Annotated in this window: 19 protein-coding genes and 1 pseudogene; 14 read left to right on the forward strand and 6 right to left on the reverse strand. The window is 63.5% G+C overall.

Annotation, left to right across the window (positions count from 1 at the left end; genetic code table 11):
• Position 1: 1 nt before the first annotated feature.
• Positions 2-886, reverse strand: a complete 885-nt coding sequence (locus N825_RS33255; protein ID WP_198039030.1) for a VOC family protein — start codon at positions 884-886, stop codon at positions 2-4.
• Positions 887-1,311: 425 nt separating this feature from the next.
• Here N825_RS33255 and N825_RS33265 point away from each other — a divergent pair.
• A protein-coding gene (locus N825_RS33265) for an IS3 family transposase (RefSeq protein WP_157619718.1) occupies positions 1,312-2,492 on the forward strand; the annotation gives its coding sequence in 2 pieces (ribosomal slippage) (positions 1,312-1,564 and positions 1,564-2,492; 1,182 coding nt in all).
• Between the two features lie 645 nt (positions 2,493-3,137).
• On the opposite strand, the gene N825_RS40620 is transcribed toward N825_RS33265, so the two are convergent.
• Entirely contained in the window at positions 3,138-5,945 is a 2,808-nt protein-coding gene (locus tag N825_RS40620; RefSeq protein WP_051513948.1) for a PAS domain-containing hybrid sensor histidine kinase/response regulator, read from the reverse strand.
• A gap of 436 nt (positions 5,946-6,381) precedes the next feature.
• Here N825_RS40620 and N825_RS33275 point away from each other — a divergent pair, with 436 nt between their 5' ends.
• Positions 6,382-6,906, forward strand: coding sequence for an HGGxSTG domain-containing protein (locus N825_RS33275; protein ID WP_281174395.1), 525 nt, complete (start codon positions 6,382-6,384; stop codon positions 6,904-6,906).
• A gap of 70 nt (positions 6,907-6,976) precedes the next feature.
• Here the strand turns inward: N825_RS33275 and N825_RS33280 are convergent, their stop codons facing one another.
• Positions 6,977-7,831, reverse strand: coding sequence for an IS5 family transposase (locus tag N825_RS33280; RefSeq protein ID WP_425423766.1), 855 nt, complete (start codon positions 7,829-7,831; stop codon positions 6,977-6,979).
• Here N825_RS33280 and N825_RS33285 point away from each other — a divergent pair.
• Positions 7,826-8,521: an IS6 family transposase gene (locus N825_RS33285; RefSeq protein ID WP_037461238.1), complete on the forward strand. Its 696-nt coding sequence runs from the start codon at positions 7,826-7,828 to the stop codon at positions 8,519-8,521. The genes N825_RS33280 and N825_RS33285 overlap by 6 nt on opposite strands.
• A gap of 383 nt (positions 8,522-8,904) precedes the next feature.
• On the opposite strand, the gene N825_RS33290 is transcribed toward N825_RS33285, so the two are convergent.
• Complete coding sequence (locus tag N825_RS33290) at positions 8,905-9,723, reverse strand: IS6 family transposase (RefSeq protein WP_037461210.1); 819 nt, start codon at positions 9,721-9,723, stop codon at positions 8,905-8,907.
• A gap of 160 nt (positions 9,724-9,883) precedes the next feature.
• The gene (locus N825_RS33295; RefSeq protein WP_037461211.1) at positions 9,884-10,090 is read right to left on the reverse strand and encodes a hypothetical protein; all 207 of its coding nucleotides are present in this window, start codon (positions 10,088-10,090) and stop codon (positions 9,884-9,886) included.
• A 231-nt stretch (positions 10,091-10,321) separates the two neighbouring features.
• Here N825_RS33295 and N825_RS33300 point away from each other — a divergent pair, with 231 nt between their 5' ends.
• Together N825_RS33300 and N825_RS33305 are read left to right on the forward strand one after the other, a co-directional pair.
• On the forward strand, positions 10,322-10,957 hold the full coding sequence (locus N825_RS33300; protein WP_037461212.1) for a PAS domain-containing protein: 636 nt from the start codon (positions 10,322-10,324) through the stop codon (positions 10,955-10,957).
• Between the two features lie 285 nt (positions 10,958-11,242).
• Positions 11,243-11,449, forward strand: coding sequence for a hypothetical protein (locus N825_RS33305; protein ID WP_037461214.1), 207 nt, complete (start codon positions 11,243-11,245; stop codon positions 11,447-11,449).
• Between the two features lie 93 nt (positions 11,450-11,542).
• On the opposite strand, the gene N825_RS33310 is transcribed toward N825_RS33305, so the two are convergent.
• A complete protein-coding gene (locus N825_RS33310) occupies positions 11,543-12,361 on the reverse strand; it encodes an IS6 family transposase (protein ID WP_037461217.1) in 819 nt (272 codons plus the stop codon).
• A gap of 128 nt (positions 12,362-12,489) precedes the next feature.
• On the opposite strand from N825_RS33310, the gene N825_RS33315 reads away from it, so the two are divergent.
• The 9 genes and pseudogenes from N825_RS33315 to N825_RS33360 form a co-directional block, all read left to right on the forward strand.
• Positions 12,490-13,206 carry a TraM recognition domain-containing protein gene (locus N825_RS33315; protein WP_211098439.1) on the forward strand — a complete coding sequence of 239 codons (717 nt, stop codon included), beginning with the start codon at positions 12,490-12,492 and terminating at the stop codon, positions 13,204-13,206.
• A gap of 3 nt (positions 13,207-13,209) precedes the next feature.
• Positions 13,210-13,773 (forward strand): hypothetical protein, encoded by a 564-nt coding sequence (locus tag N825_RS33320; RefSeq protein ID WP_037461219.1) that lies wholly within the window; start codon positions 13,210-13,212, stop codon positions 13,771-13,773.
• Positions 13,770-14,408 carry an IncC plasmid conjugative DNA transfer DtrJ family protein gene (locus N825_RS33325; protein WP_084165293.1) on the forward strand — a complete coding sequence of 213 codons (639 nt, stop codon included), beginning with the start codon at positions 13,770-13,772 and terminating at the stop codon, positions 14,406-14,408. The genes N825_RS33320 and N825_RS33325 overlap by 4 nt, the downstream gene beginning before the upstream one ends.
• A 488-nt stretch (positions 14,409-14,896) precedes the next feature.
• A complete protein-coding gene (traL, locus tag N825_RS33330; protein WP_037461221.1) occupies positions 14,897-15,178 on the forward strand; it encodes a type IV conjugative transfer system protein TraL in 282 nt (93 codons plus the stop codon).
• Positions 15,175-15,771, forward strand: coding sequence for a TraE/TraK family type IV conjugative transfer system protein (locus tag N825_RS33335; RefSeq protein WP_037461223.1), 597 nt, complete (start codon positions 15,175-15,177; stop codon positions 15,769-15,771). Before traL ends, N825_RS33335 begins: the two co-directional genes overlap by 4 nt.
• Positions 15,771-16,709, forward strand: coding sequence for a TraK domain-containing protein (locus tag N825_RS33340; RefSeq protein WP_084165295.1), 939 nt, complete (start codon positions 15,771-15,773; stop codon positions 16,707-16,709). Before N825_RS33335 ends, N825_RS33340 begins: the two co-directional genes overlap by 1 nt.
• The gene (locus tag N825_RS33345) at positions 16,706-18,133 is read left to right on the forward strand and encodes a TraB/TrbI/VirB10 family type IV secretion system protein (RefSeq protein ID WP_051513950.1); all 1,428 of its coding nucleotides are present in this window, start codon (positions 16,706-16,708) and stop codon (positions 18,131-18,133) included. Before N825_RS33340 ends, N825_RS33345 begins: the two co-directional genes overlap by 4 nt.
• Positions 18,134-18,549: 416 nt before the next feature.
• Entirely contained in the window at positions 18,550-18,999 is a 450-nt protein-coding gene (traV, locus tag N825_RS33355; protein ID WP_037461227.1) for a type IV conjugative transfer system lipoprotein TraV, read from the forward strand.
• A gap of 134 nt (positions 19,000-19,133) precedes the next feature.
• Positions 19,134-19,586: pseudogene (locus N825_RS33360) on the forward strand (IS5 family transposase); the annotation flags it as partial.

Consider the following 19,586-nt stretch of genomic DNA (forward strand, 5'->3'; position numbering starts at 1 on the left):
GTCAACCGGCTGCGATCAGGCGTTCACGCTTCATCTTGGCTTCGGCGAAGGTCTGCTTCACCGGACCGAGCGCCTGGACGAATTCGAGCTGCTCGCCCTCCGGTCCCTTGCAGTAGATCAGCGACCAGCAGTTGGACTTGCCCTCGGCAATCTTCAGCGTATTGGCCGTGACCGGTGCCGCCCTGCGCTCTTCCTCCGTCATCACCTTGATGGAGCGGTTCGCCTTGACCTGGGTCATGCCGCGCCGCGCGCATTCCGCCTCGAGGTCTTGGATGAACTTGTTGAAGTCCACATTGTCGCGAATATAGAAGCAGATGTGCATCGAACGCGGATAGGCGGGGCTCATGTGTTCGCGCGGTTCGGCGAAGCTGTCGCCGCTGCCCTGGGGCTGATCGGCGTCGCGGTATTGCAGCAGTTCGATCACCACATTGTCGAACTGGACGAAGCGCACGTCGAGCCGCTGCGTCCCGCCGGCGAGATCGGGAACGGCGATCGTTCGCGGGTTCACTCCGGTCTCGTTCGCGATGATTTCCTCGCCAGTCAGGAGTGTGTAGTGGACCGGAACGCCCTGGAAGTCGCCATCGCGCATGACCTCGGTACCGCCCAGAACCTCCGTGTAGAATTCGAATGCGCGGTCCATGTTCTGGACTGTCACGCCGAAATGCTGAACGCCTTGAAGCCGGGCGCCGAGCGGTGCCGCGTCGCGATTGCCGGCCGGGGCGTTGCCGGTCTGGACGCTGCCGGTCTGGGCTGCGGCCATGTTCATCGGCAGCGTCGATGCGGCCAGCGAGATGGCCGTCGCATTGGCGAGCCGCAACGCATCGCGACGGTCCAGATTGATCTCAGGCTCAGGGTTCCCTGCGGTATAAGCGTCGTCTGTGTTCACTGTGATCGTCTCCCTGTATTATCGCGGCTCCGGGTTCCGGACCCTGGCTGCGCGTGAGAAGGTCGTCCGGTTGGTAACAGGGGTCAAAAGGCCGCTCCGAATAGGACAGGGCCTGACGTTATCCCGGCTTGCTCCGATCGGACGCTGAGCATCCCGTTCAAAGTCTTCTACTAAGTTTCCCATTAAGGTTAGGGCGTCAGGAGTAAGGCTTGGAGACAGACGTGAGCTTACCGTGTTCGGCGCCGGACACAGGTTAAGCTTGGTTAAAACCGGTAAACCCGCTGCGCGCCCGGTATTCGGTGCTGCTTCGTCCCTCGCTCGGTGCTGCTTCGTCCCTCGCCGAGCGGCGGCCATCTCAAGGATGACCTTGCCCCCGTGCAGCGCCTCCCATAGCCGGGTAAGATCGGCGAGAGGATGGAGGCGGAATGACGAAATCAATACGGGCCCGCTACACGCTGGAGTTCAAGGAAGAAGCCGTTCGTCTGGTCACCGGTGGCGAGCGGGTGGCGACGGTCGCCAGGAATCTCGGCCTGTCGGAGCAGACGCTGCATAACTGGATCAAGGCGGCGGGTAACGGCGGATTGAAAAGTTCTGCTACACCGGCAGTTAGCGCAGAACAAATGGAAATCAGTCGTCTGCGAACAGAGTTGTCGCGCGTGAAAATGGAGCGCGATATATTAAAAAAAGCAGCGGCGTACTTCGCCAGGGAGTCACTGTGAAGTACGCCTTTATTGAGCGACACCGCCGTGACTGGTCGATCTCAATACAATGCTCTGTCCTGGATGTCAGTGCCAGAGGATTTCATCAATACCTGGGCCGCGAGAAAATGCCCGACAAAGACGCGGGACGTGTCAGTGACATGGCCCTGCTGACCCACATCAAGGCGATCTATGCCGAAACCAGGGGCGCCTATGGGTGGCCGCGGATCTGGCGCGAGTTGCGGCAACGAGGTCTTCGGGTCGGTAAGGAACGGGTGCGCAAGATGATGCACGACAACGCCATTCGGGCGCGGTCAAAACGGAAATACAAAGCGACGACCGACAGCAATCATGGCTTGCCGGTCTCGGACAACCTGCTGAACCGTAACTTCCAGCCGGAGCACCCGGATCTGGTGTGGACCGGCGACATCACGTATATTGCTACGCAGGAAGGCTGGTTGTACCTGGCCGTCGTCATCGACCTGTTCAGCCGGCAGGTGGTCGGCTGGGCGATGGGCGAGCGCATGACACGACACCTCGTGATCGACGCCCTGACCATGGCATGGTTCCGGCGGCAGCCGGCGAAAGGTTTGATCTTCCATTCGGATCAAGGCTCGCAATATGCCAGTACCGCTTTCCAGGCGACCTTGCGCCGCTACGGCATGCGCGGATCGATGAGCCGCAGGGGCAATTGCTGGGACAATGCGGTGACAGAAACGCTTTTCGGCTCGTTGAAGGTCGAGCGACTTCACGACATGCGTTTTGAAACACGGCGCCAAGCCAAAGATGAGGTTGTTGACTGGCTGATTTTCTACAGCCGGAACAGAATGCATTCTACCTTAGGCTACACAAGCCCAATGGCGTTCGAGGAAAATTGGCGTCGCCAGCAGGAAACGTTGGCGGCATAACTCAAGCGCTATGGGAGGCGCTGCACGGGGGCAAGGTCACCCTGAGGAACCATCCCTAGTAACTGGTCAGACTCGTTCCCGTTTGCGGATTGTGAGTCCGACAGACGGGAGCGTCGAGACATTGGCACTACTGTAACCCATTGAAATTTCTTGGTTTCAAAAATTTCGAGGGTTTGGGCTTAGAACCCCATGTACGAAATCATGATGGATTGGTCTGGGTCCACTTCGGTCAGCTTCATCCCAGTCGATGAAATCCGCGTTGACACCAAAAATCCAATCATCTTTCGCTTGGCCGATACTCACGTGTCGGCAGCCGAAGGCGGCGCGTGAAACCATCACGCCGATGTTCCGTTTCACGCCCGTCCGACGAACCGTGATCGATACCCTGGCACGGTTGGAAACTTCCAGTGGGGCATGAGTGGTGACGGCGACCCGATATCAAGCGCATCCAAGCGCCAGCGAGATCCAACGTCTCCGTCATGAGCATCTCGTTCAAGATCCACGCCGACAGCGAGACCAGGCGTTTCAAAATGGAGCGTGGTTCGTTTGGCTTCGCCACCGGTGTCTCCGGGCTCGCCTTCGTTTTTAGGAACCGGTGAGAGAAGGTCCGAAAGCCTATGCTGAGCCGCTCGGTCGCTGACCTCACTACTGGTTGATCAACTCCTTGACCCGACTGGCCAGCGCCTCCATCGCGAACGGCTTGGTCATGACGTGCATGCCGGGGTCGAGATGGCCGTGGCTGAGCACGGCGTTCTCCGCATAGCCGGTGATGAACAGCACCTTGAGGTCGGGCCGCGCTTGGCGCGCCGCGTCGGCGACCTGGCGTCCGTTCATGCCGCCCGGCAACCCCACATCCGTGACGAGCAGGTCGATTCGCATGTCCGAGTTGATGATTTTCAGCCCAGCCGCGCCGTCGCCCGCTTCGATGGGTGTGTAGCCTAGGTCCGAGAGGACCTCGGCCACCAGCATGCGCACCGTCGGCTCGTCGTCCACGACCAGCACCGTCTCGCCCGCCTCCGCGCGGGGTGCCTCGGCGAGGTCGGCCTCGGTTGTCTCGGATTCGGCGGGGCCGGCGTGGCGGGGCAGATAGATGCACACCATCGAGCCTCGCCCGACCTCGGAGTGGATGCTCACCGTACCACCCGACTGCTTGGCGAAGCCGTAGATCATCGAGAGCCCAAGCCCAGTGCCCATCCCGATCGGCTTGGTGGTGAAGAACGGCTCGAACACCTTGGCCACGATCTCCGGCGACATGCCGGTGCCCGTGTCCGACACGCACAGCGAGATGTACTGGCCGGGTTCCAGCCCGCGCTCAGACGCGCCACGCCGGTCCAGCGAGCGGTTTCCAGTCTCGATCATGATCTTGCCGCCGTCAGGCATCGCGTCGCGCGCGTTGAGGCACAAGTTCAGGATCGCGTTCTCAAGCTGGCTCTGGTCGATAAGGCTCGACCAGAGCCCCGCGGCGTTCACCGTCTCGACCTCGATCGCGGGGCCGACGGAGCGTTGGATCAGCTCCTCCATGCCGGCCACCAGCGTGCGCGCGTCCGTGGGTTTGGGAGCCAGTGTCTGCCGGCGCGAGAAGGCCAGCAGTCGATGCGTCAGCGCCGCCGCCCGAGCCGCCGCTCCTTGGGCCGCGGTGACGTAGCGGTCGACATCGCCGGCGCGCCCCTGCGCCATGCGGACCTGCATCATCTCCAGGCTGCCGGTGATTCCGGTGAGGAGGTTATTGAAGTCGTGTGCGATGCCGCCGGTGAGCTGGCCAACCGCCTCCATCTTCTGCGCCTGGCGCAGCGCCGCCTCCGCGTCCGCGAGACGTCGCTGCTCTTCCATACGCTGGGTCACGTCGTAGGTGAACTGGTAAGCGCCGATCCGCCGCCCTTCCGTGTCGCGCAGCAGGTTGTACTTCATCTCGTAGAAGCGGCGGTCGCGCTCAGGGTCACCGAACTCCCCCACTTCCGTGAACTCCTCGCCCGCGAGCGCGCGCGCCCAGACGGAGCGTACCGCGTCCCGCTGTTCGGGCCGATCCTGGAGAATGTCGAGCATGGACCGCCCCACGGCTGGTCGGACGCCGAAGATGCGCTCGAACTCGTCGGCCGCCGCCTTGTTGATGGCCAACCAGCGGAAGTCGACATCGGCGACCTGGACGAAGGCGTCCGTGCCTTCGACGAGGTCGGCGAGGAGCTTGCGTTCGGCGAGCGCCTCCGCGACGCGCCGCTCAAGCGTCCCGTTCAGTTCGTGGAGCGCCTGCTCGGTGCGCTTCCGGGAGGTGATGTCGATCGCGGTGCCGATGATGCGGGTGCAGCGCCCCTCTCCGTCGAACAGGCCACGACCCTTGGACGCGACCCAGCGGATGACCCCGTCCTCCTTGCCGATCGTCCGGTACTCGACGTCATAGGGCGCGCGCAGATGGGCATCGCTCGCGGACTCGTAAGCCGCGCGCGTCTCCTCCCGATCGTCCGGGTGAACACCGTTGTGAAAGTCGTCCAACGTGACCGGCACATCTGGCGAGATGCCGAACATCGCCTTGACGCGCGGTGGCCAGAACATCGTGTTGGTGAGGGCGTCAACGTCCCACTCCCCAATTTCGCCCACATCGATCGCGAGCCGGAGTCGCTCCTCTTGATGCTTGAGCGCCTCCTCCGCCTTTCGCCGATCGTCGATGTCGACGACGGATCCCACATAGCCCAAGAACTCGCCGCTGGACCCGAAGCGCGGTGCCGCGGCGTCGATCGCCCAGCGATACGCGCCGTCGGCGCGGCGCAGACGGTACTCGGCGCGGAACGGCCGCCCGGCGGCGTTCGCCTCCAAGAAAACACGCTCGGCTTCGGCTTTGTCGTCGGGATGCGTGGCGTCGAGCCAGCCGAACCCTTCCGCCTCGCCCGTCGTCTGCCCGGTAAACTTGTACCAGGAGCTGTTCAGGTAGGTGCAGTAACCCTTCGGGTCCGTCACCCACATCATGACGGGCGCGTGGTCGGCCATGTTCCGGAAGCGCCGCTCGCTCTCCCGCAGCTCATGTTGGGCGACGACGGTCTGGGTCGTCTCCGTGCAGGCGCAGAACATGCCCGCCACCCGGCCGGCTTCGTCGCGGATCGGCGAGTAGGAGAAGGTGAACCAGGTCCGCTCGTCGATCCCCCGGCGGTTCATGAGAAGCGGCAGATTCTCACGATACGTGCCCTCGCCCGCCATGGCCGCGTCGATGAGCGGCGAGATGTCGGGCCAGATCTCCGCCCAGATGTCGTGGAACGGCATGCCCAGCGCCTGCGGGTGCTTGGCGCCGAGGATCTCGGCGTAAGGGTCGTTGTAAAGGAAGCCGAGCTCCGGTCCCCAAGCCACGAACATCGGGAACTTGGAGGTGAGCATCAGGCCGACCACCGTGCGCAGCGCCTGCGGCCAAGTGTCGGGGTCGCCCAGAGGCGAGGTGGACCAGTCATGGGCGCGCATGAGCGCGCCCATCCCACCCCCGCCCGCCAGCCAAGCGACGTCATGCGGTCTGTTCCAAACGGTGGCCAATACTAGTCCCTTCTCATCGACTGCGTGGATTAGGCATCAAGGCTCGGTCGATGGCACCGAACACCATCTCGGCCAGCAGCCACAAGACGACGATTGGCACGGCTTTTCCCAAGACATCCTGCTAGGCCATCATACGACACCCAAGGCTCCGCGAACACGAAAATGCCCGCTCTCATGGGGGTGGAGCGGGCAGTTTCCACGATGTTTCATGCTTGCGTCAGCGGCGAACTGACACTTCATCAACATCCCTTCCAGAACATCGTCGCTGGTCCCATGGGGAATAGGCCGTACAGGCAGAAATGCCATGCGCGCAACCGTGGGTGAGTCCATATTCCACACGGTGATTTTGCCCTTTTGAGCCTGTTGTATGAATAACCCCATGGATGACGCCTCCGATCAATCATCGAAGCGAACTTGCGGGGCCCGCAACCGACAGGGCCAGCCCTGTGGGAAGTCCCCGATGAAGGGCAAGGCCCGATGCGCCGCTCATGGGGGAAAAACGCCCAAGGGAAAGCATAGTGGGAACAGGAAGCACGGGCTCTACAGCAACGCACTGTCCGAGGCCGAGGCCGCTGTATGGGACGCTGTGCCGGTGGGCGACGTCGACGCGGAGATCCGCATGTGCAAGGTATGGCTGGCCCGGGCGCTGGAACTGGACTCCGCCATTGAACTGGACCCGCACTCGTCATCCAACAAGGCCGGCCTAGTGCTGTCCGAGATCAGGCGATCGACCAAAGGGGAGGTCAAGTCCACCGACGTCATCACGCGTCGGCCGGACACGATCGTCCGCATCAACATGCTGCTGGGGCGGATCGCACAGCTGGAGAGGACGCGTGCCGATCTCATCGCCTCGCAGGCCGAGCACGGCGACACGGACGGCTCTCCCCGACCGTGGGTGGACTGACATGATCGACGCGACGCGACGTTGGTGCAGAAATCAGCGGACGGGCAGACTTCGCCCTTTCCCGCGGCGGTCAGGCAATCCTACGGGACATCGGCATGCCGAGGTCGGTCATGATGTTGATGACCTTGCATCCGGCGGTTGCTTCGACCTCCTGGGCAGGCAAACTCCGGGCCCGCAGGCTGCGGCCGATTAGGGCCTTGTGACGAAACACCGCCACTTCGACCAAGGATCTTTTCCCGTAGCCGACGGCCCGCTGCCAACCCAGCCGTCCGTGGTCGGCGATCCACTGGATGTGGCGGTCGCTCTGGGTCGGGTCGGTGTCCACCTTGGCGCTCGGCACCGCGGTCGAACGGGGCGGGATGACCACAGCGGCGTCAGGCGCATGGTCGGTGACGGACCGGTATGTCGGCTCCCCGTCGTAGGCGCCATCAGCCAACACCGCGGAGATCGGGCGGTCGATCTGCTCGAGCAGCGGACCGACCAGGGACGCGTCGCCGTCGTCCTTGGTGGTCAGCTCCGAGGCGAGGATCTCTCCGCTGTCCGGATCGACCGCCAGATGGAGCTTTCGCCAGCTCCGGCGCGGCTTGCCGCCGTGCTTCTCATGCAGCCACTCGCCCGATCCGAACACCTTCAGGCCGGTGCTGTCGATCACCACGTGGACCGGGCCGCTCGCCTTCCTCAGGGCTGTCGCGACACCCAAGTCGGCGCTGCGGCGCGAGAAGGTCGTATGATCCGGCACCGGCAGATCCAGGCCGAGCAGGTCCATGATCGAACCCAGCATGCCTTCGGTCTGGCGCCACGGCCGACCGAACGCCAGCCTCAGCATCAACCCCGCTTCGATGGCGATGTCCGAATACCTCCTGGGGGCATTGTCACGGCGACGGTGGCGTTCCGTCAGCGATGACGATAACCTGCCTGGATGCAGCCGATCTCGTATGCCCGCCACCAGTTTCCGCCCGCCGTCATCCAGCACGCCGTATGGCTTTATCTCCGGTTCACGCTGAGCTACCGGGACGTTGAGGATTTGCTGGCGGAGCGCGGGCTTGATGTCTCCTACGAAACGGTCCGGCGCTGGGTGCTGAAGTTCGGGCCGGCGATCGCGCGGTACCTCCGGCAGCTTCGGGCAAAGCCCAGTCCCCGCTGGCATCTCGATGAAATGGTGGTGCGGGTCAGCGGCAGGCGGATGTACCTGTGGCGGGCGGTCGATGATGAGGGCGAGGTGCTGGAGGTCCTGATCCAACGCCGGCGCAACAGGGTCGCCGCCCGCAAGCTCATCCGCAAGCTGCTCAGGAAACAGGGCTTCGCCCCGACCCGGGTGACGACCGACAAGCTCCGGTCCTATGGCGCTGCCTTCAAGGAAATCGGCCTGTGCGCCGAGCATGAAGAAGGGGCTCGCCAGAACAACCGGGCCGAGGTCTCGCACCAGCCGGTCCGGCGACGGGAGCGCAAGATGCGGCGCTTCAAGTCGACCGGTTCCGCCCAGCGCTTCGTCTCGATGCACGCCGCCGCCTACAACACCTTCAATCTCCAACGCCATTTGGTTTCCCGCCGCACCCTGCGCGCCTTCCGGGCACAGGTCTGGGCCGATTGGAACGCTGCGGCCATTACAGCATGACCGTCACCTGAAATTCAGGATCTCTGCGTGCTGGTCCTGTTGCCGTGACAATGCCCGCTGCGGAGAGCGAAAGCCGCCATCCGAAATGCGCTTAGGCATGACTGCGGCACCGTTCACGATTCTGTCGCCCGGTCACCGCGCGTACGGCGTAGTCGACCCGGAAGCCCGTCGATGGTTGAAATGGCTGGAAGCGGCGATCGACGACGCCACCTGCCCTACCGTTTGAATCCAGCGTGTTTCACAGATCGTCGCCCAACTCCTCGAGCATCGGCACTTCGTCAATGGGCGGCAGCCTCGCCAGCCGGTCTGTCCGGTAGAAATGGTTCTGTCAGCTCTCGGGACAAGCTGAGTAACAGATAGGCTGATAACTACCAAAAGCTGTATCATGCGGCAGAGATCTGGTCCCGTAGCGCGGCCACCCGCTGGATGTGGATGACCCGCCGACGGGCGAGCAAGATGGTCTGGTTGATATAACTGGCCGGGCGCAGGAAGTTGCGGATCTCATCAAAGGCCCGACAGAAGCGATGAGCCGCATCGAAGTTCTTGAGGCCGCGCGTGGACCGGTAGCGCCCTTTCACCCCTCGGTGATTTTGTTCGATCACGTTGTTTTTGTACTGGCTGGTGCGGTGGTCAACGTCGGTGCCGAGTTCGTCGGCAATGGCCTTGGGGTAGCTGGTGTGTCCGTCGGTGGTGACCTGCTCGGGCTCGACCTGGGTGACCGACCTGGCGGAACGGAGGAACGCTTTGGCGGCGGCCATATCGCGGGCTTCGCTGAGGTAGACGTCGATCAGGTTGCCGTCGCGGTCGATCGCCCGGTAGAGATAGCACCACTTACCGGCGACTTTGAGGTAGGTCTCGTCGACATGCCAGCATCGGCCGGCTTTGCCAGCCCGGCGCTTGCGCAGGCCTTCGGCGAGCAGCGGCGCCAGCTTGGCCTCCCAATCCCGCACCGCCTCGTGGGTGAACACGATGCCCCGGATCAGGAACATCTCCGCCAAATCACGCAGGCTCAGCTTGTAGCGGAGCCGCCAGAAGACGACCAGGAACACGATGTCGGCCGGGACCTGGACCCGGTTGAGCGCCGTGCCGGTTCGCTCGTTGAACCGCCGCCTGCAATCCCGGCACCGAAACCGCCGGAAACCATGAACCGTTAGCTCCTCCCGCTCGGTGGTCGACGACGAGTGGCAGTACGGGCGGTTCATCGCAGCTCTCTTGATCCTCAAAATCGGACCGGGAACCTATCCACTGATGGCGCTTTCAGCAAGCTGTCCTGAGATCTGACAGAACCTAATAGGCGCAACAGCAAGGCATTCGTAAATTAGTTCAAAATCTAACCGGTGAACTAACCTTATGGAAAAGGTGCTACCGGAAGATGTCGTCGCCGGTGATCCGCACCCACATAGGTCGGCCGTTCAGACCGCCCAAGGCGGTTGCCTGCTGGATCTCAGCGATCCGCCGCACGGTCCGCGCCAGGGCAGCACAGCCACGCCACGGCGATCGGTCCGTCGCCCTGATCAGCATGATCAGTCCGTTCAGGTGGTCGGCCAGTTGGGCGTTATCCTGCGTCATCCTCACCCAACAGGCGCATTGGAGTGAAGTTTCATATCCGCCGCAAAACAGTTTGCATGAAAAGTGGCTGAAGAATTCACTGGCGGCCGCCCGCCTGTTCCTTTGGATGAATCTCTGCCAAAGGCCATATTCGTTTGCGTCAGCGCCAGCGGTCACAATCGGGGCTATACTTTTTTTGTTCAAGTCTTTGCTCAAAGCATTAGCTTAAGCATTTGAGCCGGCGGACGATCAATGCACAATGGCAGGCGTATTCCACTTCCGCAGGATGGCTTCTCCGAAGTTTACATCGCGCTGGGTCGGCGCACTGGCCCCCACGCCATCGTCACCGATGACGCGGTTGGTCCTTTGGAACAGCGCCCCAGGGCGCTGCGATCGAGGATGGAGAAAAAACCCCTCCGGGAGATCGCTCTGTCAGAGATCACCGCGGCCGATGGCTGGGAGTTTCTAGACTACTGGGCGAGCAAGAAGACCGGCCCCGGTCCTCCGGCCCGGCGCACCCTCGACCCACTGATTGAGAAGCCCCACCTCGTGCCCTGCATGTATATCTACGAGGTCGTCGATGCGGGACGCGACTTTCGGCTGCGCCTCGTGGGCACGCAGGTCACGGCGCTGTTCGGCAGTGACCCAACCGGTCGTTGCATGTCGGAGATTTGGGCCAGCAGCGAGATCGAGGCGAACTTACAGCTCATGCGCAAGTGCATGGGAACGGGAGAGCCGGTCGCCGCCGAGGGGTCATATCACTGGCGGGGCAGGGCATTCATCGAATGGCAATGCGTGATAACGCCGCTGCGCCTCGACGGTCCGCAGGTTGGGCAATTCCTGTGCTTTCTCTCTCGCTTGCCCTTCTTCAAGGTCCTATCCTGTTGATCGTTGTAAACTCGGCTCCGTCGGCAGGCTTGATCAGGCGCTGGTTCATTCGAGATCGCAGGAGAGGGGTGACGCCATAGGCAGAGAAAAGGCCCGCTCGTTAGACAACAAACAGCGGGCCTTTCAGGACATCGGTGTTAGCGAGGCTTCTAAGTCCAAGCTGTGACGCTTGGAGCGTCACTTCAACCTCAACACAGGGTTCTGTCAGATCTCGGGGCAGCTTGCCGAGAGCGCGCCCAGCGGATAGGTTCCCCGGCCAAGTTTTGAGCGATCAAGAGAGCCGTCATGGACTGCCCGCACTGCCACTCGTCGTCGACCACCGAGCGGGAGGGGCGAACGGTTCATGGCTTCCGGTGCTTCCACTGCCGGGATTGCGGGCGGCGGTTCAACGAGCGGACCGGCACGGCGCTGAACCGGGTCCGGGTCCCGACCGACATCGTGTTCCTGGTCGTCTTCTGGAGATTGCGCCACAAGCTCAGAAGCTGTTTGTAGACGTCAGACAGAGGCTTCCTCAGCGACGAGGGGTTCTGTCAGCTTTCGGGACAAGTTGCGTAGCGGACAAGCATCTTGCCGCCATAAGTTGCATCAGACGGCGGAGATCAGGTCCCGTAGCGCGGCCACGCGCTGCACGTGGATGACCCGACGACGGGCGAGCGAGAGGGTCTGGTTGATGTAGCTGGTCGGACGCAGGAAGTTGTGGACTTCGTCGAAGGCGCGGCAGAAGCGCTGAGCCGCATCGAAATTCTTGAACCCGCGCATCGGGCGGTAACGTCCTTTTATTCCCCGGTGATTCTGTTCGATCACGTTGTTTTTGTACTGACTGGTGCGGTGATCAACTCCCGTACCGAGTTCCTCGGTGATGGCCCTGGGATAGCTGGTGTGGCCATCGGTCGTGACCTGCTCTGGCTCGACCTCGGTGACGGATCTGGCGGAGCGGAGGAATTCCTTGGCGGCGGCCATATCGCGAGTTTCACTGAGATAGACGTCGACTAGGTTGCCGTCGCGGCCGATCGCACGGTAGAGATAGCACCATGCGCCAGCCACTTTGAGGTAGGTCTCGTCGACATGCCAGCACCGGCCGACTTCGCCGGCCCGGCGCTTGCACAGACCTTCGGCCAGCAGCGGCGCCAGCCTGGCCTCCCAGTCCCGAACCGCCTCGTGGGTGAACACGATGCCGCGGATCAGGAACATCTCCACTATGTCGCGCAGGCTCAACTTGTAGCGCAACCTCCAGAAAACCACGAGAAACATGATGTCGGTAGGCACCTGGACCCGGTTCAGCGTCGTGCCAGTCCGCTCGTTAAACCGCCGCCCGCACTCTCGGCACAGGAAGCGCCGGTAACCATGAGCCGTTCGGCCCTCCCGCTCGGTGGTCGACGACGAGTGGCAGTGCGGACAGTCCATGGCGGCTCTCTTGATCGCTCAAAACGGGTCCGGGAACCTATTCTATGGTGGCGCTTCCAGCAAGCTGCCCCGAGAGCTGACAGAACCTGCTGGGGATGGTCGAGCACGACCGGGTCCACCATGGAAAGATGATCGCGGTGCTGAAGCCGGTGTTGGGCCAGCTCACGTCGGGGACGCTGGGGCCGATGCTGTCCCCGGACCCCACCGATCCACACGACACCCGGCCGATCACCGACTTGCAGCGGGTCATCGCGCGGCGCCAGGTCTGCTACATCGGCCTCGACAGCCTCTCCGATCCCATCGTGGGCGCGACGATCGGGTCCATGCTGCTGGCCGACGCGACTTCGGTCGCCGGCAGCCGGTATAATTTCGGGGAGGACCTGAAGCCGGTCAACGTGCTGACCGACGAGGCGGCCGAGACCATCAACACGCCGCTGATCCAGCTCCTGAACAAGGGCCGCGGCGCGGTCATTCGCGTGACGATCGCGACGCAGACCATTGCCGACTTCGAGGCACGATTCGCGTCCTCGGCGCAAGCGCGCCAAGTGCTCGGCAACTGTAACCAGATGGTCGTGCTGCGGGTTCTCGACACCGAGACGCAGCAATACGTCTGCGAAACCATGCCGAAGGTCATGATCAAGCGGTTGCAGCGGTCACAGGGGATGTCGTCGGGCAGCAGCGCCAGCAATCCGCTGGCCTTCAGCGGAACCGCGAGCGAAAGCCTTGTAGAGGAGGAGGCGGAGCTGTTTCCGGCCGCCTTGCTGGGCCAACTCCCGAACTTCGAATACCTGTTCGTCGTCGGCGGAACCGTCTTAAAGGGGCGGATCCCCTTCCTGAGGAACTGAGCCATGGCCACCCGCTCTCGGACCGGGGAGCCTGTCGTCACCGGCTGGCACGACCTGGTGCTGATCCCCTCCGCCGGCTCACCCCGGCAATGGCGTACCGGCTTCAAGAAGCTGTACCGATCCGCAGGGCCAGCCGCTTTCGAGGCCGGCATGGCGTGGGGATCGCTGCTGCGCCCGCTCGAGGAACGCCTCTTCGGTTTCGTGACCGACCAGCTCGCGGTTCCAGCACGCCCGGCGGCGGTGCCGCTGCTCAGCGCCGCCATGGCGGAGGCCATGGAGAGCTACGCCATGGCGGCCGGATCCGACCGTGAACGCTATCAGGTCCTCGTGTCCCGGCTGTTGTCCCGTGTGGCGGATAGCCTGGGCCATGTGCAGGTAGTTGGAGGCGACGGACCGGGCATATGGATGGCGACCAGCGGGATCCCGCTGGCGGCCTTCCTGGCGACTGCGGGGGGGCAGGCCCGTGTCGTTCGCGCCGCACGGCAGATTGGTGACGTGCAGGCGGTGCTCCAGGCCGCCGTCTTGTCTCAACTGGACGCCGAGATCCTGATGGAGCGGGTCGCATGAGGAGTGGATGGGGACTTTCACTCTGGATTGCCGGGGTGCTGCTGTTCGAGTTTCTGGTGGTCTGGCTCCTGCTGCCCTTGTCGTGGATCACTTGGTGGCTCGACCAGGAGAGATACTTGGTCTGGACCGGACTGGGCCCGGACATCGGGGCCTGGATCGATGTATTCGGCCGGGATCTATATCAACTCCTGGCCGTGCGAACCGGGCTGGAGGCCGAGCTGACTGCGTTCATCCAGGAGTTGACGCTGCGCGGCCAGCAATCCACCGGTACGGCCCGCATGGCCAGCGACTTCCAGGCTTGGTGGCTGCATCGGCTGACCGTGCTGCTCAGCATCATCCTGATCGGCGCCAAGCGGGCCGGAATGATCGCCGCTTGGGCGCCGTTTGGCGTCCTGGCGCTGGCCCTGGCGGTAGGGGATGGCGCATTGGTCTGGCGCAGGCGGCTCTGGAGCTTCAAGTACCAATCCCCGCTCGTTCACCGCGCTGGCCGGGTCATAGCCGGACTTGGTCTGCTGCTGCTGCTGGCTCTGATCTGGATGCCCCTGCCAATCCATCCGTACTGGACACCCACGCTCTTCAGCCTTTCCTTGATTGGCGTTTACCTGATGATGCGCTCGGCTCAAAAACGGCTCTAATTCTGCTTGCACGATGAAAATCCGCACGGACTTTCTGGACGCGATGACCAAGGCGAACAAAACGGAAATTCGAACCACCGTTCTACTCGCGAGGCTGGTCGAGACGGCATGAAGATAGGGAAACCCATCGAATTTTTTCGCGTTTTCTGGAATGATATCAATATACTGACACAATATCAGCTGGAGCAGCTCCGAGTTTAAGGGCTGACGACAGGGATCGTCTCGTTGCGGGCCGCATCGAGAAAGCTGGAGCAGCTCCGAGTTTGGGGGCTGACGACAGGGGCGCGACCTGGAACCCGAACGACCGGCCGGCTGGAGCAGCTCCGAGTTTGGGGGCTGACGACAGGTCGGGACGCATGCGCCCCGTGAGGTTGGTTGCTGGAGCGGCTCCGAGTTCGGGGTTTTAGCAGAATTCCCCCGTTTGGCGCGACCGCGCGGGCAGCAGGCTTCGGGCATGATGCCTCGGCCTTCGGCTTGGACGGATTCACATGGACGTCATAGACATACCACGGCGCATCGACGCGCCGCGCCGCCTGCTGCTGTGGACCACCGACGAGGTGGTGCCGGTCGCGGTCGGCGTGATGGTCGGCATCACGGTCGATCGGCTGCTGCTGTGCGCGGCGATCGGCTTCGTCTTCGTGAGGTTCTATCGCCGATTCCGCGACGGGCGGGCAGATGGCTATCTGCTCCATGCGCTGTACTGGGCAGGGATCACGAAACCCAAGGGCCACTCGTTTCCAAACCCCTTCGTCTCTCGCTGGCTCCCATGAGGACTGCTGACTTCAAAAAGCTGTGGGACGCCACAGCGGCAGAGGCTCGGTGGCAACGCCTCACGATCGGCGGCTTGGTGCTCGCCGTGCTCGTGCTGGCCATCATGGCGGCGACCAAGCGCGAAGTCGTTGTCGTGGTTCCGGCCGAACTGGATGCGCGGGTGGAGATCGGCGACACATTCGCGTCACCGGACTACCTGCTGGCCTGGGGGCTGTTCATCGCACAGGTCCTGGGCAATGTCGGTCCCGCCTCCGCTGAGGCAGTCCGGCAGGCGATCGAGCCGGTGCTCGATCCGGCCATCAAGGACGATGCGCTGGGAGTGCTGGAAAGACAGCTCCTCCAAATCCAGGATGAGCGGATTTCCCTACGCTTTGAGCTGCGAAAAGGGACGTACGAACCGCAGACAGGCAAGGTCTTCGTGCAGGGCTACTCGATAGCCCGGGGTGTCGCCGGGACCGAACGCCGCGAGGAGCGCACCTTCGAGTTCGTGTTCGCAGTCCGGCATCACCGTCCGTTCGTGACGGGCATCGCGACCTATGCGGGTCGGCCCCGCACGCTCGAAGAACTCCGTCATGCGAAAGAGGACCGCTGATGTATAAGCCACTTTTGGTAGGCATCCTGGCGAGCGCCCTCGCGGCGGCTCCGGCTGCGGCAGCGCCTCCACCAGTCACCGCCCCGGTGACGCTGCCGGCTGTACCGGCCAGCGTCGTCGAGGATCTTCCACCGCTGGCTCCTCCCGCTCGTTCAGCCGCGACTGGGCTCGACGCGCAAGTCAACCGAGGCTCCACCGTAATCGTGGATCCGGGGGCGAACGTCATCATCCCTGTAAGCTCCGGACACTTGTCACGGCTGATCACCCCGTTCAAGCGGGTGCGCGTCGTGCTTTCAGACGAGCGCGTCACTCACCAAGAATCGGCTGGGGTCGTGTATGTCGGGATGCCCGAGGTGTATGACGGCGCCTCGACGGGAGTCGCGACGATCTACCTAACCGAGGCCGGGGACGACTCCCTGGCGATCTCGCTGACCCTGGTGGGCCAGCAGATTCCTCCTCGGGAGGTGCGGCTGGAGTTGCCGGCAGCCCTGCAGACGGTTCGGACAGCGTCGACGGAGGCGGCGATCGCCTTTGAGACGGACCAGCCTTATGTCGAAACGGTCCGCACCGTCCTTCGGGGCTTGGCGCTCGGCAAAGTCCCGCAGGGCTACAGCATGAGGTCGGTAACGTCGGACGACCCCCGACCGGGTTGCCGAGTTCCTGAACCTCTCCAGGTCGAGTTCGGACAAGGACAGATCATGGCCGGCCACAGTTTCGATGTCCTCGTGGGGACCGTGCGCCACACTGGCGCCTCCGCCGCCGGCACTGCGGAGTTCGACGAACGCTGGTGCGCGACGCCGTCGACGGTAGCGGTCGCACTGTGGCCGCACCCGGTGCTGGAGCCGGGGGAAACATCGGAGATCTATGTCATCCAGCGACGTGGCGAGCGCGGGCCCGCGCTTTCGGCGAGGCCGTCCCTGCTGGAAGCCCGCCGGTGATCCCCTTTGTGCAACAGTGGCAGGCATTGCCGGCGGGCGTCAGGCGGTGGATCGTCATGGGTGGAGCCGGCGCCGTCGGGCTCGCCATCCTGCTCGGCGCGGTAGCGCTCCAGCAGCGGGACCCACCGCCGCCGAAGCAGAAAAAAATCGAACAGATCCTGGCTGATACCGGTCGACGGGAGCTGGGGGTGGACGGCATCAGCGCGCAGGTCCAGGCGCTGGCGGCCAAGAACGCTGAATTAGAGAGAACGGTCCGCGAGTTGAAGGACCAAGCCGTCCGGATCCCGCCGAGCCCGGCTGCCTTACCGCCCGCCTCGTTGGCGGCGGGTGAGGAGCTTGGGCAGCTGCGACAGGAAATGCAGGAACTCAGGAGGCTCGCGACGGCAGCGGCCGGGACTCAGTTGCCGGGACCCGCAGGCAGCCCAAGCGTGCGACCAGCGGCCGTGTCTCCCCAGGCTCCCCCGATCGCGGGCAGTGCCGGTGGGTTTCCAGCAGTTCCCGTGGCGCCGCCGCAGCCGAAGGCTCCGGCGGATCTCAGCAAGGTCTTTTCGCATTCCGGCGGACAGCTGGCGGGCGGAGGCGGCGTCGAACAGATGCAGGGCATGACCGTCACCCGGCCCGTCAAGATCATCGAGAGCACCGCACCCGCACCTACGGAGTCCAAGGCGGACACGGCCAAGACACCGGCGATTTCGACGGTGGTCATTCCGTCGGGGGCGATCCTCTCCGGGACGCTGATCACCGGGCTCGACGCGCCGACAGGGCAGGGGGCGCGGCAAGAGCCGTTTCCGATCCTGCTCAGGGTCAAGCGGGAAGCCCTGATGCCCAACCGCTTCCGGGCGGACATCCGGGAGTGCTTCCTGCTGATGTCCGGCTATGGCGAGTTGAGCAGCGAGCGAGCGATCATGCGTGGCGAGACCGTGAGCTGCGTTCGAGCGGACGGGGTGCCAGCGGAAGCCGAGTTCCGCGCCTACGCCGTCGGCGAGGACGGAAAGGCCGGGATCCGCGGACGGCTGGTGTCCAAGCAGGGCCAGATGATCGGCAACGCGCTGATGGCGGGCTTCGCCGACGGCATCGGCAAGGCGTTTGACGTCAAGCCTGTGCCAGTGATCTCGACCTCGGCCGGCCGGTCCGGGCAGTACCAGGATAATTTTAGTACGGACTCGTTTCGGTCGGCCGGGGTTTCAGGGGTCAGTTCGGCGCTCGACAGGATCGCCACCTGGTATCTGAAGCAGGCGGACGAGGTGTTCCCGGTGATCGAGGTGGACGCCGGCCGGCAAGTCGATGTGGTTCTGACGGGAGCGATGAAGCTCGAATTCGGCAAACCCCTGAAGGTCGAACCGAAGCCGCAGGCGAGCCCCATCCCCATGACGCCCCAGGCTGCGGCCGGGGCCGCCGCGGCAGCGGCGATTCTCAAGAAATAGGACGAGAAAATCCCATGATCCAGTGTCCAAACCGACAAACTAAGGCGAGCCTGACCGAATGGTTGTTCGGTGCTCCGCTGGGCGTTGTCCCAGCCAGCGTACTGGTTGGGCTGCCTTTGGCAGTCGTCAGCATGACCCAATCGTTTGGCGACATGGTCCTGCTCTTTTGTACCATCATCGGCGGGGTATTGTTCCTGACTTATGATTGGTTGGGATACCTATACGAGCGCTAAGCCGAGCGGGAGGGGCGCAGGGGGACCGACGTGGCTATCCATCGCTACGGTTTGCGCCCGTTGGTCGGGTTTTGCCTGCTGGGCCTGCTCCTTAGTTATGCCCTCCCGCATGTCACCACAGCACTCAACGCCGTACCCGTATCACTTGGCATCACCAGTGCAGATCCAGAATAGGAGAATCCGATGAGGATTTTGTTGTTGGCGACCCTTGCATTATCCGGGTGCACCTTCATCGGCGACGCGGAGTATGCCTGCAAGGGCATGCCGGAAGGAGTCGCCTGCAGGAGCGCGAGGGAAGTCTATGACTTGACGGAGCACCGGCAGAGCCTGGAGTCCCGGCAGGAGGAGAGAGAGACGCCTAAGCCGCCGCATGCGGGCGGAGCGCCCCATGTGCAGCCGGCTGTCATGGTCCCGATGGCGCCGACGCCTGTGGTTTCGGATGGCCGTGTGCCAATCCGGACCCCAGCCAACGTGATGAGGATCTGGATCGGACCCTGGGAAAGTTCCAACGGAGACCTTCATGTCCCGGGGCTCATCTTCACCGAGATCGAACCACGGCGCTGGCAGCTCGGCCTGCCGCCGGCCGAGGAAGCAGCGGTCCTGCGTCCGCTTGAGACGCGGGCGGCACCTTAACTGTCGCAGTTGCTGCCCGGATGAGGGCGGCGCAAGGTACTTGACCTCGGCGAACCGGTGGCGGCCTCAAGCCATCCCCTAAGAGCGCCTAACAAAACCTTGATAGACGGGTTGCTTGGGCCTACCTGAGGGGCATGGCGAAACCCCTTGTGAGCGATGAGCTGTGGGCGGTGGTGGCGCCGCTGTTGCCGTCACGTCCGCCCCGTCCGAAAGGCGGTCGGCCGCCGGTCGATGACCGGGCGGTGCTGACCGGCATTCTGTTCGTTTTGAGGAGCGGCATTCCGTGGGAGATGCCGCCCCGGGAGATGGGCTGCGGGTCCGGGATGACCTGCTGGCGTCGGCTGCGCGACTGGCAGGCCTCCGGGGTATGGGAGACGTTGCATCGCGTCCTCCTGGACAGGTTGGGCAAGGCCAACGCGATCGACTGGAGCCGGGCGGCGTTGGACAGCGCCAGCGTCCCGGCAAAAAGGGGGGCCTTGAAACCGGGCCGAACCCGACGGACCGCGGCAAGCCGGGCTCCAAGCGCCACATCGTCATCGACGCCAACGGAGTTCCACTGGCCGTGACCCTGTCGGCCGCCAACGTCC

This window comes from Skermanella stibiiresistens SB22 (assembly GCF_000576635.1).
Lineage (GTDB): Bacteria > Pseudomonadota > Alphaproteobacteria > Azospirillales > Azospirillaceae > Skermanella > Skermanella stibiiresistens.

Bases quoted from the DNA above. Each gene is read 5' to 3' on its own strand.
- N825_RS40620 (WP_051513948.1), bottom strand. From the start codon at position 5,945: ATGGGCGCGCTCATGCGCGCCCATGACTGGTCCACCTCGCCTCTGGGC.
- N825_RS33275 (WP_281174395.1), top strand. From the start codon at position 6,382: ATGGATGACGCCTCCGATCAATCATCGAAGCGAACTTGCGGGGCCCGC.
- N825_RS33285 (WP_037461238.1), top strand. From the start codon at position 7,826: ATGCAGCCGATCTCGTATGCCCGCCACCAGTTTCCGCCCGCCGTCATC.
- N825_RS33290 (WP_037461210.1), bottom strand. From the start codon at position 9,723: ATGAACCGCCCGTACTGCCACTCGTCGTCGACCACCGAGCGGGAGGAG.
- N825_RS33295 (WP_037461211.1), bottom strand. From the start codon at position 10,090: ATGACGCAGGATAACGCCCAACTGGCCGACCACCTGAACGGACTGATC.
- N825_RS33300 (WP_037461212.1), top strand. From the start codon at position 10,322: ATGCACAATGGCAGGCGTATTCCACTTCCGCAGGATGGCTTCTCCGAA.
- N825_RS33305 (WP_037461214.1), top strand. From the start codon at position 11,243: ATGGACTGCCCGCACTGCCACTCGTCGTCGACCACCGAGCGGGAGGGG.
- N825_RS33310 (WP_037461217.1), bottom strand. From the start codon at position 12,361: ATGGACTGTCCGCACTGCCACTCGTCGTCGACCACCGAGCGGGAGGGC.
- N825_RS33315 (WP_211098439.1), top strand. From the start codon at position 12,490: ATGATCGCGGTGCTGAAGCCGGTGTTGGGCCAGCTCACGTCGGGGACG.
- N825_RS33320 (WP_037461219.1), top strand. From the start codon at position 13,210: ATGGCCACCCGCTCTCGGACCGGGGAGCCTGTCGTCACCGGCTGGCAC.
- N825_RS33325 (WP_084165293.1), top strand. From the start codon at position 13,770: ATGAGGAGTGGATGGGGACTTTCACTCTGGATTGCCGGGGTGCTGCTG.
- traL (WP_037461221.1), top strand. From the start codon at position 14,897: ATGGACGTCATAGACATACCACGGCGCATCGACGCGCCGCGCCGCCTG.
- N825_RS33335 (WP_037461223.1), top strand. From the start codon at position 15,175: ATGAGGACTGCTGACTTCAAAAAGCTGTGGGACGCCACAGCGGCAGAG.
- N825_RS33340 (WP_084165295.1), top strand. From the start codon at position 15,771: ATGTATAAGCCACTTTTGGTAGGCATCCTGGCGAGCGCCCTCGCGGCG.
- traV (WP_037461227.1), top strand. From the start codon at position 18,550: ATGAGGATTTTGTTGTTGGCGACCCTTGCATTATCCGGGTGCACCTTC.